Source organism: Mycobacterium sp. SMC-13, assembly GCF_045311035.1.
In the GTDB taxonomy this organism is placed as follows: Bacteria; Actinomycetota; Actinomycetes; order Mycobacteriales; family Mycobacteriaceae; genus Mycobacterium.
Genome location: NZ_JBJIAI010000021.1, coordinates 39,749 through 56,323, shown reverse-complemented (window position 1 = coordinate 56,323; position 16,575 = coordinate 39,749). Strand labels below are relative to the sequence as shown.

Below are 16,575 nucleotides of genomic sequence, written 5' to 3'. Positions count from 1 at the left end.
TCGCTAGCCTGAACCCATGCCGGAACTTCCCGAGGTCGAGGCGCTCGCCGATCACCTGCGTCGTCATGCGGTCGGACTGCCGGTGGGCCGCGTCGACGTCTCCGCCCTGTCGGTGCTCAAAACCTTCGACCCGCCGCCGACGGCGTTGTACGGCAAGGAGGTGACGGGCGCCAACCGCTGGGGCAAGTACCTGGGGCTGCAGGTCGGCGACCTGCACCTGATCACCCACCTGTCACGGGCGGGCTGGCTGCGCTGGTCGGAGAAGCTGGCGGCCGCGCCGCTGAAACCGGGCAAGGGCCCGATCGCGCTGCGGGTGCATCTCGGAAAGCCGGGTGAGGCACCGGGTTTCGACCTCACCGAGGCGGGGACCCAGAAGCGGCTGGCGGTCTGGCTCGTGAACGATCCATTGGCCGTGCCGCAGATCGCCACGCTGGGTCCGGACGCGCTATCGCTCGGGCCGGCGGAGTTGGCAGCGGTGCTGGCCGGCAACACCGGCCGGATCAAGAACGTCATCACCGATCAGCGCGTGATCGCCGGGATCGGCAACGCCTACAGCGACGAAATTCTGCATGTGGCCAAACTTTCGCCGTTCGCGACCGCGGGCAAGCTGACGCCCGAACAACTGAGTGCGCTGCACGACGCGATGATCTCGGTGCTCACCGATGCGGTGACCCGATCGGTCGGGCAGGGGGCGGCAACCCTCAAGGGGGAGAAGCGCTCTGGGCTCCGGGTCCATGCCCGAACCGGGCTGCCGTGCCCGGTCTGCGGTGACACCGTCCGGGAAGTGTCCTTCGCGGACAAGTCTTTTCAGTACTGCGCGACGTGCCAGACCGGCGGCAAGGTGCTGGCCGACCGGCGGATGTCGAAACTGCTCAAGTGATTCAGTTGCAGTAGTTCTTGGTCGCCGCCACCAGTGCCTGCTGGTACAGCGGGTCGAGGTGCCGTTGCTCGGTGACTTGTGTTCGAGCGGCGTCCACCGCACCCGGGCATCCAGGGCCGTGCAGGACACTCTGGTGTGCCGCCAGCTCGGCGACCATGGTGCGGTTGAAACCGTCTATCGCCGTGCGTGATTCGGATAGATCCGGGGCGGTGGTGGGAGCCGCGGCCGGATCGAACTTCCACTGGCTGAACCGCAGGTACTCGATGCCCTCGGTGGCGTGAATCTGATCGGTGAACACCTGCCGCACGAACACCGGGTCGACGCCGGACGCGGTGGCCTGGGCGCCGACCGCATTCAGCACCTGCTGCACCCGTGCGGGATCCTCGATCGAGCCGCCGCTGATCCACTTGACGGCGGCCACCGGATCGGCGGTCTGCAGCCGCTGGGCGGCGGTGTCAACCAGCCGGAACAGCTGATCGTCGTCGGCGTGGGCGAGCGGCAGCCACGTCATGCCCATGGCGGCAATCAACAGGGCGGCGAGCTTCATCCTTCGATCCTGCACCATGCAACCTTTCTTGACAGGTGTCGAGTTGGTTACGCTGCAGGCATGACTCGGCAGAAGATCCTCATCACCGGCGCGAGCTCGGGCCTGGGCGCCGGTATGGCCCGGCAGTTCGCCGCCAAGGGCCGCGACCTCGCGCTGTGCGCTCGCCGGCTGGACAACCTGGAAGAACTGAAGGCCGAACTGACGGCGCAGTACCCTGGGGTGACGGTGGCCATCGCGGCGCTGGACGTCAACGACCACGACCAGGTGCCCAAGGTGTTCGAGGAACTGTCCGATCAGTTGGGCGGTATCGACTGCGTCATCGTCAACGCCGGCATCGGCAAGGGCTACCCGCTGGGCGGCGGCAAGCTGTGGGCCAACAAGGTGACCATCGAGACGAATCTCGTTGCGGCGCTGGTGCAGATCGAAACGGCACTGGAGATGTTCAAGGCCACGGGCCGCGGCCATCTGGTCCTGGTGTCGTCGGTGCTCGGCAACGTCGGGGTGCCCGGGTTCAAGGCCGCGTACGCCGCGAGCAAGGCCGGCGTCACGTCGCTGGGTGAGTCGCTGCGTGCCGAGTACCCGTCCGGACCCATCAAGATCACGGTCCTCGAGCCCGGCTACATCGAGTCGGAGATGACCGCGAAAGCCGGCTCCACGATGCTCATGGTCGACAACGAGACCGGTGTGAAGGCCATGGTCGACGCCATCGAGAAGGAGAAGGGCCGCGCCGTCGTCCCCGGCTGGCCGTGGTGGCCGCTGGTCGAGGTGATGAAGCTGGTGCCGCCGCGGTTCACCAAGTACTTCGCCTAGGGATTTGTGCACGATTTTCCGCGCCGGCCGCGGATTTTCGTGCACAAATCCCTAGGAAACGCGGCCGCGCTCCGCTCGGTAGCGGCGCACCAGGGCGTCGGTGGAGCTGTCGGACTGCGGTGCGGGCGCGGCGTCGGCCGTGATGACCGGCAGCAGGGCCTTGGCCTGCGTCTTACCGAGCTCGACACCCCACTGATCGAACGAGTCGATGCCCCAGATGACGCCCTCGGTGAACACCTGGTGCTCGTACAGCGCGATCAACTGCCCGACCACCGACGGCGTCAGCTTGGTCGCCAAAATCGAAGTGGTGGGCCGGTTTCCGGGCATCACCTTGTGCGGGACGACGGCAGCAGGGGTGCCTTCGGCGGCAATTTCCTCGGCGGTCTTGCCGAACGCGAGCACCTGGGTCTGGGCGAAGAAATTGCTCATCAGCAGGTCGTGCATGCTGCCGGTGCCGTCGGCGGTGGGCAGATCATCGGTCGGCTCGCTGAAGCCGATGAAATCGGCCGGCACCAGCCGCGTGCCCTGGTGCAGCAGTTGGTAGAAGGCGTGCTGGCCGTTGGTTCCCGGTTCACCCCAGAAGATCTCGCCGGTGTCGGTGCTCACCGGAGTGCCGTCGGCGCGCACCGATTTGCCGTTGGACTCCATGGTCAGCTGCTGCAGGTAGGCGGCGAACCGGGCCAGGTCGTTGGAGTAGGGGAGCACCGCACGCGCTTGTGCCCCAAAGAAATCCGAGTACCACAGGCCGATGAGCCCGAGCAGCGCCGGCGCGTTCGCCTCCAGCGGCGCGGTGCGGAAGTGCTCGTCGACCAGGTGGAAGCCGGCCAGGAATTCGCCGAAGCGCTCCTTGCCGATGACGGCCATCACCGACAGCCCGATGGCACTGTCGACGGAGTAGCGGCCGCCGACCCAATCCCAAAAGCCGAACATGTTCGCGGTGTCGATGCCGAACTCGGACACCAGCTTTGCGTTGGTCGACACCGCGACGAAGTGCTTGGCGACGGCTTCCGATCCAGCCCCGTCGCCCAGTCCTTCAATCAGCCAGCGCCGGGCGGCGGTGGCGTTCGTCAGCGTTTCCAGCGTCGAGAACGTCTTGGAGGCGACGATGAAAAGCGTTGTGGCAGGGTCGAGTCCGTCGAGCTTGGCCACCAGGTCGGCCGGGTCGACGTTCGACACGAACCGCGCCGTGATGCCCGCGTCGGCGTAATGGCGCAGCGCCTGGTCGACCATCACCGGGCCCAGGTCGGAGCCACCGATGCCGATGTTGACGACGGTCGTGATGCGCTGCCCGGTGGCCCCGGTCCACTCACCGCTGCGCAGCCGGTCGGTGAAGGTGCCCATCTCGTCGAGTACCGAGTGCACGTCGGCGACCACGTCCTGACCGTCGACCACCAACGAGGCGCCGCGGGGCAGCCGCAGCGCCGTGTGCAGCACGGCGCGGTCCTCGGAGGTGTTGATGTGTTGGCCCGCGAACATGGCGTCGCGCCGCTCCTCGAGGCCGGCCGCACGGGCCAGATCGAGCAGCAGGGCAAGGGTTTCCCTGGTCACGCGGTGCTTGCTGTAGTCGATGTACAGATCGCCGACGGTCAGCGTCAGCTCCCGGCCGCGGTCCGGGTCGTCGGCGAACAACTCGCGCAGCGTGGTCGCCTCGACCGCGGCGTGGTGCGCGCTGAGCGCCTTCCAGGCTGAGGTGGTCGTGATGTCGGCAGCGGGAGTCTGATCAGCCATGCCTCAAACCCTAGTGTGACGTAGGAAACGCCGCCGTACATGATGGGTGTATGGACATCGCCGCGCTGTTGTCGTCTGTCCCAACTGGCCTCTGGATCGGCGGTGAGGAGCGCGCCGGTCAATCCACGTTCGAAGTGCTCAACCCGGCAACCGAGGACGTCATCGTCCGCGTCGCCGACGCCGCGCCGCAGGACGGCATCGCCGCACTCGACGCCGCGGAGGCCGTCGAAAAGGAGTGGGCGGCAACCCCGCCCCGTGAGCGCGGCGAAATCCTGCGGTCGGTGTTCGAGACCATCACCGCCCGCGCCGAGGATCTCGCGATGTTGATGACGCTCGAGATGGGCAAGGTGCTCGCCGAGAGCCGCGGCGAGGTCAAGTACGGCGCTGAGTTCTTCCGCTGGTTCGCCGAAGAGGCCGTCCGCATCGGCGGCCGCTACACCCCCAGCCCAGCAGGTACCGGGCGCATCGTCGTCACCAAGTCGCCCGTCGGCCCGTGTTACGCGGTGACGCCGTGGAACTTCCCGCTGGCCATGGGCACCCGCAAGATCGGCCCGGCCCTGGCGGCCGGCTGCACCATGGTGGTCAAGCCCGCCGCCGAAACCCCGCTGACCATGTTGCTGCTGGCCAAACTGATGGCCGACGCGGGGCTGCCCAAGGGAGTGTTGTCGGTGCTGCCGACCACCAGTCCGGGTGAACTGACCGCCGCGCTGGTCAACGACGGCCGGCTGCGCAAGCTGACCTTCACCGGGTCGACGGGCGTCGGCCGGGCGCTGGTGCAGCAGGGCGGCGAGAAGCTGCTGCGCATGTCGATGGAACTCGGCGGCAACGCGCCGTTCCTGGTGTTCGACGACGCCGACATCGATGCCGCCGTCGACGGCGCGATCCTCGCCAAGATGCGCAACGGCGGCGAGGCCTGTACGGCGGCCAACCGCTTCCACGTCGCCAATGCGGTGCGGGAGGAGTTCACCACGAAGCTGGTGCAGCGGATGAGCGAGTTCACGCTCGGCAACGGCCTGGACGAGAACGCGACGCTCGGCCCGCTCATCAACGCCAAGCAGCTCGGCACCGTCACCGACCTGGTGTCCGACGCGGTGTCGCGCGGCGCGACCGTCGCCGTCGGCGGCACGGCCCCGGGCGGCCCCGGCTACTTCTATCCGGCGACGGTCCTGGCGGACGTCCCTGCCGATGCCCGCATCCTGCGGGAGGAGGTGTTCGGGCCCGTCGCTCCCGTGACGGGATTCGACACCGAGGACGAGGCGATCGCCGCGGCCAACGACACCGAGTACGGTCTGGCGGCCTACATCTACACGCAATCGCTCGACCGGGCGCTACGGGTGTCTGAGGCGCTGGAGTCCGGCATGGTCGGCGTCAACCGGGGCGTCATCTCGGACCCGGCGGCGCCGTTCGGCGGGGTGAAGTCGTCAGGGTTCGGCCGCGAAGGCGGCACCGAAGGTATCGAGGAGTACCTCGACACCAAGTACATCGCCCTGACTCCCTGACGCCTCTCACCCTTGCGCCTCTCTTGGCGCGAGCGGCCGTGTCTGTACGCAACACGCCGTGGTTGCTTGTACAAATGGGGCCGCTCACCGGCCGCGAAGGTGCGCAAACCACGCATCGAAGTCGGTGCGTCGCCGTACAGACACGGCCGCTCGCGGGAAGTTTGGTCAGTGGCCGAGGCGGCCGCGGCCGAGACGCAGCAGCAGCATGGCGAGGTCTTTGCCCTCGGGGCCCAGCTTGCTGTAGCGCTCGATGACCTTCATCTCGCGGCTGTGCACCAGCCGGGTGCCGCCGGAGGCCATGCGGGCCTTGCCGATCATCTTGGAGACCTCGGTGCGACGGGCGACGGCCGCAAGGATGGTGGCGTCCAGCTTGTCGATCTCCAGGCGGAGCTCGTCGATGTTGGGGAGTTCAGTTTCGGTCGACATGGTTTCCTCGCTGTTGGTGGATTCTGGTGTCATCCGAATTCAGGCCTCACACAACAAACGAGCCCCGGATCCGGATGCGGACCACGGGGCTGAAGGGAAGCAGCTAAACCCCGGGTACCGGCGTCCGGTACCCGTAGAAAAATCGCTGCTGCGCATTGAGCACGTTCCGAGTGTGCCATCCCGGCCGGTGCCAGCGCAAAGAGGCGACTGAAGCGACCGGGGAAATGCGTGGCTTGTCGCACCCCGGCGGTAAGTTTGAGCTGATATGACGAGCACAGCCCCCGACATCGATCAGCTTCTGGACGGCCTCAACCCGCAGCAGCGTGCAGCGGTTCTGCACGAGGGTTCGCCGCTGCTGATCGTGGCCGGCGCCGGCTCGGGCAAAACCGCGGTGCTGACCCGGCGCATCGCCTACCTGCTGGCCAACCGCGACGTCGGCGTCGGCCAGATCCTGGCCATCACGTTCACCAACAAGGCCGCCGCCGAGATGCGTGAGCGCGTGGTCCAGTTGATCGGCCCCCGCGCCAAGTCCATGTGGGTGTCGACGTTCCACTCCACCTGCGTCCGCATCCTCCGGAACCAGGCCTCACTGCTGCCGGGGCTGAACTCCAACTTCTCCATCTACGACGCCGACGACTCGCGCCGGTTGCTGATGATGGTGGGCAAGGACCTGGGCCTCGACGTCAAGCGGTACTCGCCGCGCATGCTGGCGACCGCGATCTCGAACCTGAAGAACGAACTGATCGACCCATTGCAGGCGGCCTCGGAGGCGTCGGAGGCCGACGAGGACCTGCCGAAGATCGTCGCCGAGGTCTACGGCGAATACCAGCGCCGGCTGCGGGCGGCGAACGCCATGGACTTCGACGACCTGATCGGCGAGACGGTCGCTGTGCTGCAGAGCTTTCCGCAGATCGCGCAGTACTACCGGCGCCGCTTCCGGCACATCCTGGTCGACGAGTACCAGGACACCAACCACGCCCAGTACGTGCTGGTGCGCGAGCTCGTCGGGCACCACGCGCCCGAAGGCGCCGACGACGTCCCGCCCGCCGAACTGTGCGTCGTGGGTGACGCCGACCAGTCCATCTACGCGTTCCGCGGCGCGACGATCCGCAACATAGAGGATTTCGAGCGCGACTTCCCGAATGCGAAAACCATTCTGCTGGAACAGAATTACCGTTCCACGCAGACCATCCTGTCGGCCGCCAACGGCGTCATCAGCCGCAACGCCGGACGCCGCGACAAGAAGCTGTGGACCGACGCCGGCGAGGGCGAGCTGATCGTCGGCTACGTCGCCGACAACGAACACGACGAGGCCCGGTTCATCGCCGAGGAGATCGACACGCTGACCACCAAGGGCAGCGGTATCGACACCAAGTACAGCTACGGCGACATCGCGGTGTTCTACCGCACCAACAACTCGTCGCGGTCCGTGGAGGACATCTTCATCCGGGCCGGCATCCCGTACAAAGTCGTCGGGGGCATGCGCTTCTACGAGCGCAAGGAGATTCGCGACATCGTCGCGTACCTGCGGGTGCTGGACAACCCGGGCGACGCGGTGAGCCTGCGGCGCATCCTCAACACCCCCCGCCGCGGCATCGGTGACCGCGCCGAGGCCTGCGTGGCGGTGTACGCGGAGAACACCGGCGCCAGCTTCAGTGACGCGCTGCAGGCCGCCGCCGAGGGCCGGGTGCCGATGCTGAACTCCCGCTCGGAGAAGGCGATAGCCAGTTTCGTCGAGCTCATGGACAGCCTGCGCGGCGGGCTCGACGGCGAGCTGGGTGACCTGGTCGAGACGGTGCTGGACCGCACGGGCTACCGCCGCGAACTGGAAGCGTCCAGCGACCCGCAGGACCAGGCGCGGCTCGACAACCTGAACGAATTGGTCAGCGTCGCACACGAATTCAGCACCGACCTGGCCAACGCGCAGGCGTTGCAGGAAGAGGAACTGGACGAGGACGTGCCCGACACCGGAGCGCTGGCCGCGTTCCTGGAACGGGTCTCGCTGGTGGCGGACGCCGACGAAATCCCCGAAGACGGCGACGGCGTCGTCACGATGATGACGCTGCACACCGCCAAAGGCCTCGAATTCCCCGTGGTTTTCGTGACCGGCTGGGAAGACGGCATGTTCCCGCACATGCGCGCCCTCGGCGACCCGACCGAACTGTCCGAGGAACGTCGGCTGGCGTACGTCGGCATCACCCGGGCGCGCCAGCGGCTGTACCTCAGCCGCGCCAAGGTGCGCTCGTCGTGGGGGCAGCCCATGCTCAACCCGGAATCGCGCTTTCTGCAGGAGATTCCGCAGGAGCTCATCGACTGGCGCCGCGTCGAGCCGCCACCATCGCTGTCGGCGCCGCGAGGCTACGGGTCCGGCGGATCGGGCGGTGGTCTCGGTGGTGGACGTCCGTCGCCCATGCGGCCGGCGCCGAACCGCAACAAGCCGCTGGTGGTGCTCTCGCCAGGTGACCGTGTCACGCACGACAAGTACGGCCTGGGCCGCGTCGAGGAGGTCAGTGGTGTCGGCGAATCGGCCATGTCGCTCATCGATTTCGGCAGCTCCGGCCGGGTCAAACTGATGCACAACCACGCTCCGGTACAGAAGCTTTAGCGTCGGCGCGCGCGAAAGTCGGACGGTGCGATCTCGCTGATTTTTAGCCGGATTCGCTTCGGCGCGTCAGGTTTTGGTGCACCAGCGGCCGGTAACGGGCAGCATCGCGAGCACCATGCTGGCGATCGGCAGCACCGGGATGCCGTAGACGATCGGCGGCAGTTTGGCCCCGGCGACGAACAAACTGGCGAAGATCACCAGCGTCACCAAGGCGCCGACCACCACCACGACCCGGCCCGTGCGGCGCCGCAGCAGGACGGCGATCTGCCCGCCGATGGTGGCGCCGCAGCCGACGGCGGCGAGGAAGCCGATGGCGACGCAGAACAGCGGATCGGTGCGCCACCACCCGGCGATCAGTGAAGTGGCGATGACGGCCGTCGCCCAGCCACTCAAGATGCAGGCCGTGGCAGTGGCGCAGGCGGCGAACGGCCCGGGCGGTGGCTTGGGCGCCGGCGTCGGAGCCGACTCGGGAGCGGGAGCCGCTGCCGGAGCGGGGCCCGAGGCCGGGATGAACGTGGTCGCGGGGGCATCCTCGGCCCGGATCAGGCCGGTCACGGGCTCGGCGGGAATGAGACCGGTCGCGGGCTCGATGACACTCGTTTGAGGAGCGTCGACGACGGGTATCGAACCAGTGGGCGTGCGGCGGATGATGCTGGTGGGCGGTGCGTCAGCGACGGGAAAGGCTCCCGTCGGCGCGCGCCGGATCAACCCCGTTCTGGGTTCGTCGTCAGAGTGACGTCCGAAAGATTGGGTGGGGTCGGACGAATGCGTCTGGGCTGGCCCGTCGGCGTTGTTGTCCGTCACGGATCAGCCGACGTAGTTACCCGGGCTCAGGCCACGCTGTGCCAGCCACGGCACGGGGTCGATGCGCTGGCTGCCGCCCATGAGCACCTCGAAGTGGCAGTGCGGGCCGGTCGAGTTGCCGCGGTTGCCGATGGTGGCGATCTGGTCGCCGGCGAAAACCCGCTGGCCGACCGAGACGACCCAGGTGTTGACGTGGCCGTACAGCGTGACGGTCCCGTCCGAGTGACGGACCTTGACCCACGCGCCGTAACCAGCGGTCGGGCCTGCAGCGACGACGACGCCGTCGGAGACGGCGACGATCGGCGTACCGATCGGGCCGGCGATGTCGATACCGCCGTGCAACGCGCCCCAGCGGTAACCGAAGCCGGAGGTGAACACGCCCTTGGTCGGCATCACGAACAGCGGGCGGGCCAGCCGGGCTTCGCGCTCGGCGCGTTCCTGCGCGAACGCCGCGCCGTTGGCGAGCTCCTGGGCGTGCACCGCGCCGGACGCGGCGGCGGGTTCGACGTTGACGATCTGGATGCCGTCCGAGGAGCCGGTCGACCCGTCCGCGCGGACGACCTGGTCAGCGGCCAGCTTCGTGCTGGTCGGCTGGTCGGCGCTGGTCATCATCGAGTACCCGGCGGCAGCGGTGGCGCCGACGGCCATGGCGGCGGCGACCAGGCGGCCCTTCACGCCATTGACGGGCTCAGGCTTGCGATGGGTGCCACGGCTCGCGCGCAGGTCGATGACGTCCGTGTCGTCGAGACCGTTGCTGGTGTCGGTGTGGCTGTCGCGGTAGGCGCTCGCGGAGAGGCGCTGCGCGCCCTCGGGCTGCCGGAATTCGGCCGGAACAGTCAGAGTCAGGGGAGTCTCGTCGTCGGTGTCGTTCAGATCGTCGAGCTCGGGGGCGGCGTTGACGCGGGAATCGCGGTGGAACGCGCTCTCGGAGAGGTCCAGATCGTGCAGGTCACCGAACTCGTTGAACGGGATGATGTCGGTCACTTCAGCAGGGCTCACAGCGCGGGATAGCTTGATGGTGGTGCGGGCAGCGTTCTCAGTGTTGCCGGCGTTCGTCGCCTCTCCGAGGGGAGTTACCGACGAATCGTGCTCAGCCAACCGAAAATTCCTTTGCTCCGTGACCGTACCGTTACCGAGACCGCCCATGACGGTACTGAAAATCAGAACCGATTGGCAACCTATAGATGTCATTGGCCGGGAACTGTGATTTGCCTCACTGGTTGCTCTCAGGTGAGATGTACCACATGGGTAGTAGGCGGTGCTGGCTACTCATTAGTACGTGGCTAAAGTGCCGAGCGAGCCAGTGCGGCCCAATGCTGAAGTGAATTCAACCGTCAACGCAGACAGAACGGGATTTCTCAGAGCTCATGGATCTCTTCGAGTACCAGGCGAAAGAGCTGTTCGCCAAGCACAACGTCCCTACTACACCGGGCCGGGTCACCGAGTCCGCCGATGACGCCAAGGCGATCGCCGAAGAGATCGGCAAGCCCGTCATGATCAAGGCGCAGGTCAAGGTCGGTGGCCGTGGCAAGGCCGGTGGCGTGAAGTACGCCGCCACCCCGGAGGACGCCCTCACGCACGCGCAGAACATCCTCGGTCTGGACATCAAGGGCCACATCGTCAAGAAGCTGCTCGTCGCGGAGGCCAGCGACATCGCGGAGGAGTACTACATCTCCTTCCTGCTCGATCGCGCCAACCGCACCTACCTGGCCATGTGCTCTGTCGAGGGCGGCATGGAGATCGAAGAGGTCGCCGCCACCAAGCCGGAGCGTCTCGCCAAGGTTCCCGTCAACGCCGTCAAGGGCGTTGACCTGGCCTTCGCCCGCGAGATCGCCGAGAAGGGCCACCTGCCCGCCGAGGTGCTCGACGCCGCAGCCGTGACCATCCAGAAGCTGTGGGAGGTCTTCGTCGCCGAGGACGCCACCCTGGTCGAGGTCAACCCGCTGGTTCGCACCCCCGACGACCAGATTCTCGCCCTCGACGGCAAGGTCACCCTGGACGCCAACGCCGACTTCCGTCAGCCCGGCCACGCCGAGTTCGAGGACAAGGAAGCCACCGACCCGCTCGAGCTCAAGGCGAAGGAGCACGACCTCAACTACGTCAAGCTCGACGGCGCCGTCGGTATCATCGGTAACGGTGCCGGCCTGGTCATGTCGACGCTGGACGTCGTCGCGTACGCCGGCGAGAACCACGGCGGCGTGAAACCCGCCAACTTCCTGGACATCGGTGGTGGCGCCTCGGCCGAGGTGATGGCCGCCGGTCTGGACGTCATCCTGGGCGACAGCCAGGTCAAGAGCGTCTTCGTCAACGTCTTCGGTGGCATCACCGCGTGTGACGCCGTCGCCAACGGCATCGTCAAGGCCCTGGAAATGCTGGGCGACGAGGCCAACAAGCCGCTGGTCGTCCGTCTCGACGGCAACAACGTCGAAGAGGGCCGCCGCATCCTGGCCGAGGCCAACCACCCGCTGGTGATCCAGGCCGAGACCATGGACTCCGGTGCCGACAAAGCCGCCGAGCTGGCGAACAAGTAAGGGAGCCAACAACTTATGTCTATCTTCCTGAACAAGGATTCCAAGGTCATCGTCCAGGGCATCACCGGCGGTGAGGGCACCAAGCACACCAAGCTGATGCTGAAGGCCGGCACCCAGGTCGTCGGTGGCGTGAACGCCCGCAAGGCCGGCACCAAGGTCTCGCACGTCGACAAGGACGGCAACGACATCGAGCTGCCCGTGTTCGCCACGGTGGCCGAGGCCATGAAGGAGACCGGCGCCGACGTGTCGATCGCCTTTGTGCCGCCGGCCTTCTCGAAGGACGCCATCATCGAGGCCATCGACGCCGAGATCCCGCTGCTGGTCGTCATCACCGAGGGCATCCCGGTGCAGGACAGCGCGTACGCGTGGGCCTACAACGTCGAGAAGGGTCAGAAGACCCGCATCATCGGCCCCAACTGCCCGGGCATCATCACCCCCGGTGAGGCGCTGGTCGGCATCACGCCGAACAACATCACCGGCAAGGGCCCGATCGGTCTGGTCTCCAAGTCCGGCACCCTGACCTACCAGATGATGTACGAGCTGCGTGACTTCGGCTTCTCGACCGCCATCGGCATCGGCGGCGACCCGGTCATCGGCACCACCCACATCGACGCCATCGAGGCGTTCGAGAAGGACCCCGAGACCAAGGTCATCGTGATGATCGGCGAGATCGGTGGCGACGCCGAAGAGCGTGCCGCCGACTACATCAAGGCCAATGTCACCAAGCCGGTCGTCGGCTACGTCGCGGGCTTCACCGCTCCGGAGGGCAAGACCATGGGCCACGCCGGCGCCATCGTCTCGGGCTCGTCGGGCACCGCCGCCGCCAAGCAGGAAGCCCTCGAGGCTGCCGGCGTCAAGGTCGGCAAGACCCCGTCGGCCACCGCTGCGCTGGCTCGCGAGATCCTGCAGTCGCTGTAATTTCTTTCTGCACAACAGGCCCCCACCTTCTGGTGGGGGCCTGTTGTGTTTCGCGGCGAATGCGTGATCAGACGCGGCCGCCCAGGTGCCGGGCGAGGAAGCGCTCGACGGCATGGTTCATATCGATCTGGTTGTCGGGGTTGAGGAATCCGTGTCCTTCGTCGGCCTTGACCATGTACTCGACCGCGACTCCGCGGGCGCGCAATGCCTCGACGAGGTTGTCGGATTCTGCTTGCACGACACGAGAGTCGTTGGCGCCCTGGACAACCAGCAGTGGTGTGCGGATCTGATCCACCCTGGTGATGGGGGAGCGGGCCAGCATGTCGGCTTCCTGCGCAGGGTCGCTGGGGTCGCCCACGTACGTGTGCCAGTTGGTGGCAAGAAAGGGCCGGGCCACGTTGGGCAGGGTGCGCATGAAATTGGCGAGACTGGAGATCCCGACGTAGTCGATGGCCGCCGCGAACACGTCCGGGGTGAACGTCACGCCCACCAGCGCGGCGTAACCTCCGTACGAGCCGCCGTAGATCGCCACCTTGTCCCGATCGGCGTAGCCCTGCTTGACGGCCCAGTCCACGGCGTCGATCAGGTCGTCGTGCATCTTGCCCGCGAATTCGCCGATCGCAGCCTTGGTGAAGGCCTTGCCGTAGCCCGTCGAGCCGCGAAAGTTCACCTGCAGCACCGCATATCCGCGATTGGCCAGCAGCTGCACATCAGGTTGGAAACCCCAGCAGTCGCGCGCCCACGGACCGCCGTGGACCAGCAGGATCAACGGCAGGCCGAGCGGTTCGATCCCGACCGGCAGCGTCAGATACCCATGCAGGTCCAGCCCGTCGCGCGACGTGATGGTCACGGGTGTCATCGGGGCGAGCGCATCGGGGTCCAGACGCGCGTACGGCCGGAACAGCAACCGGCTTTCGCCGGTCGAGTGGTCGTAGAAATAGGTGGCCCACGGATCACGGTCATGGGTGAAGCTGACCACCCACCGCTGACCGCTGTCGTCGGAAGAGACGTTGGCGAGGTCGCCGTCCGACAGTTTGGCCAAATTCTCCAGCACCGCAGCGAAATTCGGGTCCAGCGGGTGGATGACCTGACGTTCGCCGTAGTAGCGGACTCCGATCAGATCGCCGGTCCGCTGGCTGAGGATGAACGGCGACGGGAGGACCATCTGGTTGCCCAGATCGAATGTCGGGTGGCTGTCGATCTCGGTCTCAGTGCCGTCAGCGACGTCGACCACGACCAGGCGAGACCTGTCACTGTTCTCATACGAGGGGAGCCAGATGCCCTTGCCATCCGGCGTGACGGTGACCGGGAAGATGCCCAGTGGGTAATCGCTGCCGTCATAGACCTTGACCGGGCGTAGCGTGCTCGTTGCCGGGTCCCAATGCGAGATCTCGACGTCGCCTTCTGCGGTCAGCGTGTTGGTGAACAGGTCGCCGCTCGGCCCGCTCAGCCAGGTGACGACGTTGCCGGGATTCTCCGCGCGCAGCGTGAGTTCGCCTGTGGCAATGTCGAGTTCGTAGACATCGAACAGCTCGGGATTGCGTTTGTTGATCTGCACGATGGCCTTCCCCGGCAACCTCTTCGGCAATTCGAAACTCGCTCGCGTGCCGGGAAACGGGGTCAGATCCACCGCGGGCGTATCCGGGTTCTCCAGGTCGATGCGGTAGACATGCCAGTTCTCGTCACCGCCGGTGTCCTGCATATAGAGCATCCATCGTGGATTGTCGGTCCACCGGTAGATGTACACACTGCGCGTTTCGTCGGCCGTGACGCACCGCGCCGTCTCGTCGTCGTCGACGTCCTGTACCCAGACGTTCAGACGGTTCTTCCACGGTGCCAGGTACGCGATCCTGGTTCCGTCGGGTGAGATCGTCGCCGCCGTGCGTTCGGGTGCGCTGAAAAGGTCTTCGACTGAGATGAGTTCGGGTAACGCCATGGGAATCCTTTCTAGGACAAGCTTGTTCGCCGGGCCGGCATCGCCGGCTCGTGAGGAATATGGGATTTTTCAGTGTTTGACCGGGCCGCCCAGCCTGCCGTTGGTGGCTTCGCGAATCGCCCGGTCCATGAGCGTCAGCGCCTCTTCCTGGCTGACTTTCTTGCCGTCGACCACGATTGCCCTGCTCACGTCTTCATCGACGACTCGGAAGGCGCCCGTTACGGCCGCCGCGCACAGGCGGACGGTGAGATCGTCGTCGGGTAAGCCCAATCGGTCGGCGATGACCGGGATGAGTCCCCGCTCCATGCGGTCATGGACCATCAGGTACGCAGTGCGCAGCGCGGGGTCGGATGCTGTCATGGTCGCCAGCCGGATCGCGCTGAGCTCGTCCTCGATGTCCTGCGGTGACAGCGGATGCGTAATGGCATCTGCCGCAAGGTGTTCCGACAACGACAGCTCATGCGGCCAGCGCCGGGCGCTCGTCACGAACCGGTCGGCTGACTTGGCGAGCAGGGGTTCGACGCAACTCTCCTTGCTGCGAAAATAGCGCCAGATGGTGCGGGTGGAGAGTCCGGCGGCCGCGGCGATGTCGTCACCGCTGGTTCCGGCGACGCCCCGTTCCCAGAACAAGGCACAGGCAATGCGCGACACCGCAAGCCGCGCCTGGTCCTGCTTGTCGCTCATAGCCCTCCCTTCTGTCACTTAGTGACAGTCCAACTGTGTCACTAAGTGACAGGTTCGTCAAGGAGTCGGGTCGCCGCCGCTGATCGCACCTCCGGCATGCTGGCGGCGCGCTCACGGCGTCAGTGTTGGCGGCGCTCGCGGTAGTGCAAGTAGTTCCGGAGCAGTGGATCACTGAGGTCGTACCAGGTGGCGCGGCGATCGCCGGAGTCTGCTTTTGCGGCGTGGACCCAGCCGCCGGTGGTGAGGCGGCCCAGCGCCGCGGAGGCCGACTGATTCGAAATACCCACGGCGGCAGCGAGATCGGTGACAGTCCGGGCGCCGTCGGCGCGGGCCAGTTCGACGATCAGGCGTTGTTCGCCGGCCGGAAGCTGCCAGAGGAGTTGTTGGTAGTGCGGCGTCAGCTGTTCCAATACCGCGTCGGCAGCGGGAGTGACGCTTTCCAGTGCGGTGCGGTCGACGGTCTCGGCGATGATCTGCCAGCTACGCGGTGACCAGCCGATGATCTGGGCCACCTCGTCGATCTTGGCCCGGCCCTCGGAAGTCTCGACATATGAAGCCAATTCGCGAGCGCGGGCGCGCTGCCTGAGGAGTTCGGCGACGTCAGTGTCAGCGAGGTCGGGTAGTTCCTCGATGATGAACGAGCCGTACCACGGGTGGGTGCGGGAGGAGACTGCCGGGAACAACGCCGGCGCCGTCGCGAAAACCAGGACGGCGGTGGATGTTTCGACCCAGGCGCGAAAGCTGCCCTGACCTGCCTCGCCGATGGCGTCGAAGATGCGGTCGGCATTTTCGATCGCGACCAGCACCATGCGGCCCGCGGCCAGGTCGAGGATTTCCCGTTCCAGCTCCAGTGCGTCGCCCCGAAGCTCCTGCGCTCGTTCGTATGTGTCCGGTCCCTGCGTGCGCAGCAGTTCGACGAGTAGGTCCGGGTAGCTGCCGATGGACAGGGCGTCCTCTGGAAGTGCTAGCAGCAGAGTGGCTTTGGCGGCCTTACGGTGCTTCAGCGCGCGATGGATCGCGACCCGAAGTGTGTGGGTCTTACCGGCGCCGCGAGGTGCGATGAGCAAGGTGTGCGGCCGGGAGCCGTCCTGTGCGGAGCTGACGATGCGATCCGTCAGTCGCTTCAGCAGGGGCCCGCGCCCGACGGTGCGGGCGTCGAGTTCGTCGGGGTCGACGGTGCCGGGGGAGAAGGCGGGATGAGTCATCA

14 protein-coding genes and 1 pseudogene are annotated in these 16,575 nt (G+C 66.5%); 7 read left to right on the top strand and 8 right to left on the bottom strand.

The features are described from left to right. Nucleotides 1–16 precede the first annotated feature (16 nt). Nucleotides 17–259, top strand: a pseudogene (locus ACJH6I_RS24685) (DNA-formamidopyrimidine glycosylase family protein); the annotation flags it as partial. 147 nt (nt 260–406) lie between these two features. Further along, the gene (locus ACJH6I_RS24680) at nt 407–880 is read left to right on the top strand and encodes a zinc finger domain-containing protein (protein ID WP_346416179.1); all 474 of its coding nucleotides are present in this window, start codon (nt 407–409) and stop codon (nt 878–880) included. 1 nt (nt 881) lies between these two features. Here ACJH6I_RS24680 and ACJH6I_RS24675 read toward each other — a convergent pair whose 3' ends face one another. Beyond that, nucleotides 882–1,427 carry a chorismate mutase gene (locus tag ACJH6I_RS24675; protein ID WP_406784709.1) on the bottom strand — a complete coding sequence of 182 codons (546 nt, stop codon included), beginning with the start codon at nt 1,425–1,427 and terminating at the stop codon, nt 882–884. Nucleotides 1,428–1,487: 60 nt separating this feature from the next. On the opposite strand from ACJH6I_RS24675, the gene ACJH6I_RS24670 reads away from it, so the two are divergent. Further along, on the top strand, nt 1,488–2,237 hold the full coding sequence (locus ACJH6I_RS24670) for an SDR family oxidoreductase (protein ID WP_346416128.1): 750 nt from the start codon (nt 1,488–1,490) through the stop codon (nt 2,235–2,237). A 51-nt stretch (nt 2,238–2,288) separates the two neighbouring features. Here ACJH6I_RS24670 and pgi read toward each other — a convergent pair whose 3' ends face one another. After that, complete coding sequence (pgi, locus tag ACJH6I_RS24665) at nt 2,289–3,965, bottom strand: glucose-6-phosphate isomerase (protein WP_406784708.1); 1,677 nt, start codon at nt 3,963–3,965, stop codon at nt 2,289–2,291. A 50-nt stretch (nt 3,966–4,015) separates the two neighbouring features. Between pgi and ACJH6I_RS24660 the strand changes: the two genes are divergently transcribed. Further along, nucleotides 4,016–5,464 carry an NAD-dependent succinate-semialdehyde dehydrogenase gene (locus tag ACJH6I_RS24660; RefSeq protein WP_318987221.1) on the top strand — a complete coding sequence of 483 codons (1,449 nt, stop codon included), beginning with the start codon at nt 4,016–4,018 and terminating at the stop codon, nt 5,462–5,464. A 165-nt stretch (nt 5,465–5,629) separates the two neighbouring features. Here the strand turns inward: ACJH6I_RS24660 and ACJH6I_RS24655 are convergent, their stop codons facing one another. Continuing rightward, a complete protein-coding gene (locus ACJH6I_RS24655; protein ID WP_406784707.1) occupies nt 5,630–5,923 on the bottom strand; it encodes a chorismate mutase in 294 nt (97 codons plus the stop codon). Nucleotides 5,924–6,155: 232 nt separating this feature from the next. Between ACJH6I_RS24655 and pcrA the strand changes: the two genes are divergently transcribed. Further along, nucleotides 6,156–8,495 (top strand): DNA helicase PcrA, encoded by a 2,340-nt coding sequence (gene pcrA / locus ACJH6I_RS24650; protein ID WP_318987223.1) that lies wholly within the window; start codon nt 6,156–6,158, stop codon nt 8,493–8,495. 66 nt (nt 8,496–8,561) lie between these two features. On the opposite strand, the gene ACJH6I_RS24645 is transcribed toward pcrA, so the two are convergent. Beyond that, nucleotides 8,562–9,299 carry a hypothetical protein gene (locus ACJH6I_RS24645; protein ID WP_406784706.1) on the bottom strand — a complete coding sequence of 246 codons (738 nt, stop codon included), beginning with the start codon at nt 9,297–9,299 and terminating at the stop codon, nt 8,562–8,564. A gap of 3 nt (nt 9,300–9,302) precedes the next feature. Beyond that, the gene (locus tag ACJH6I_RS24640; RefSeq protein ID WP_318987224.1) at nt 9,303–10,397 is read right to left on the bottom strand and encodes a M23 family metallopeptidase; all 1,095 of its coding nucleotides are present in this window, start codon (nt 10,395–10,397) and stop codon (nt 9,303–9,305) included. Nucleotides 10,398–10,666: 269 nt separating this feature from the next. On the opposite strand from ACJH6I_RS24640, the gene sucC reads away from it, so the two are divergent. Beyond that, on the top strand, nt 10,667–11,830 hold the full coding sequence (gene sucC, locus ACJH6I_RS24635; RefSeq protein ID WP_318987225.1) for an ADP-forming succinate--CoA ligase subunit beta: 1,164 nt from the start codon (nt 10,667–10,669) through the stop codon (nt 11,828–11,830). A 15-nt stretch (nt 11,831–11,845) separates the two neighbouring features. Continuing rightward, nucleotides 11,846–12,748, top strand: a complete 903-nt coding sequence (gene sucD / locus ACJH6I_RS24630) for a succinate--CoA ligase subunit alpha (protein ID WP_020099021.1) — start codon at nt 11,846–11,848, stop codon at nt 12,746–12,748. A 67-nt stretch (nt 12,749–12,815) separates the two neighbouring features. Here the strand turns inward: sucD and ACJH6I_RS24625 are convergent, their stop codons facing one another. The 3 genes from ACJH6I_RS24625 to ACJH6I_RS24615 all read right to left on the bottom strand — a co-directional run bounded on the left by ACJH6I_RS24625 (nt 12,816) and on the right by ACJH6I_RS24615 (nt 16,573). Beyond that, nucleotides 12,816–14,684 (bottom strand): S9 family peptidase, encoded by a 1,869-nt coding sequence (locus tag ACJH6I_RS24625; RefSeq protein WP_318987226.1) that lies wholly within the window; start codon nt 14,682–14,684, stop codon nt 12,816–12,818. A gap of 69 nt (nt 14,685–14,753) precedes the next feature. After that, nucleotides 14,754–15,368, bottom strand: coding sequence for a TetR family transcriptional regulator (locus ACJH6I_RS24620; RefSeq protein ID WP_318987227.1), 615 nt, complete (start codon nt 15,366–15,368; stop codon nt 14,754–14,756). Nucleotides 15,369–15,487: 119 nt separating this feature from the next. Beyond that, entirely contained in the window at nt 15,488–16,573 is a 1,086-nt protein-coding gene (locus tag ACJH6I_RS24615; protein WP_318987228.1) for a MarR family transcriptional regulator, read from the bottom strand. Nucleotides 16,574–16,575: the final 2 nt, after the last annotated feature.

Excerpts from the sequence above, each read along its gene's own strand:
- ACJH6I_RS24675 (WP_406784709.1), bottom strand. The coding sequence starts at position 1,427 with ATGAAGCTCGCCGCCCTGTTGATTGCCGCCATGGGCATGACGTGGCTG.
- ACJH6I_RS24670 (WP_346416128.1), top strand. The coding sequence starts at position 1,488 with ATGACTCGGCAGAAGATCCTCATCACCGGCGCGAGCTCGGGCCTGGGC.
- pgi (WP_406784708.1), bottom strand. The coding sequence starts at position 3,965 with ATGGCTGATCAGACTCCCGCTGCCGACATCACGACCACCTCAGCCTGG.
- ACJH6I_RS24660 (WP_318987221.1), top strand. The coding sequence starts at position 4,016 with ATGGACATCGCCGCGCTGTTGTCGTCTGTCCCAACTGGCCTCTGGATC.
- ACJH6I_RS24655 (WP_406784707.1), bottom strand. The coding sequence starts at position 5,923 with ATGACACCAGAATCCACCAACAGCGAGGAAACCATGTCGACCGAAACT.
- pcrA (WP_318987223.1), top strand. The coding sequence starts at position 6,156 with ATGACGAGCACAGCCCCCGACATCGATCAGCTTCTGGACGGCCTCAAC.
- sucC (WP_318987225.1), top strand. The coding sequence starts at position 10,667 with ATGGATCTCTTCGAGTACCAGGCGAAAGAGCTGTTCGCCAAGCACAAC.
- sucD (WP_020099021.1), top strand. The coding sequence starts at position 11,846 with ATGTCTATCTTCCTGAACAAGGATTCCAAGGTCATCGTCCAGGGCATC.
- ACJH6I_RS24625 (WP_318987226.1), bottom strand. The coding sequence starts at position 14,684 with ATGGCGTTACCCGAACTCATCTCAGTCGAAGACCTTTTCAGCGCACCC.
- ACJH6I_RS24620 (WP_318987227.1), bottom strand. The coding sequence starts at position 15,368 with ATGAGCGACAAGCAGGACCAGGCGCGGCTTGCGGTGTCGCGCATTGCC.
- ACJH6I_RS24615 (WP_318987228.1), bottom strand. The coding sequence starts at position 16,573 with ATGACTCATCCCGCCTTCTCCCCCGGCACCGTCGACCCCGACGAACTC.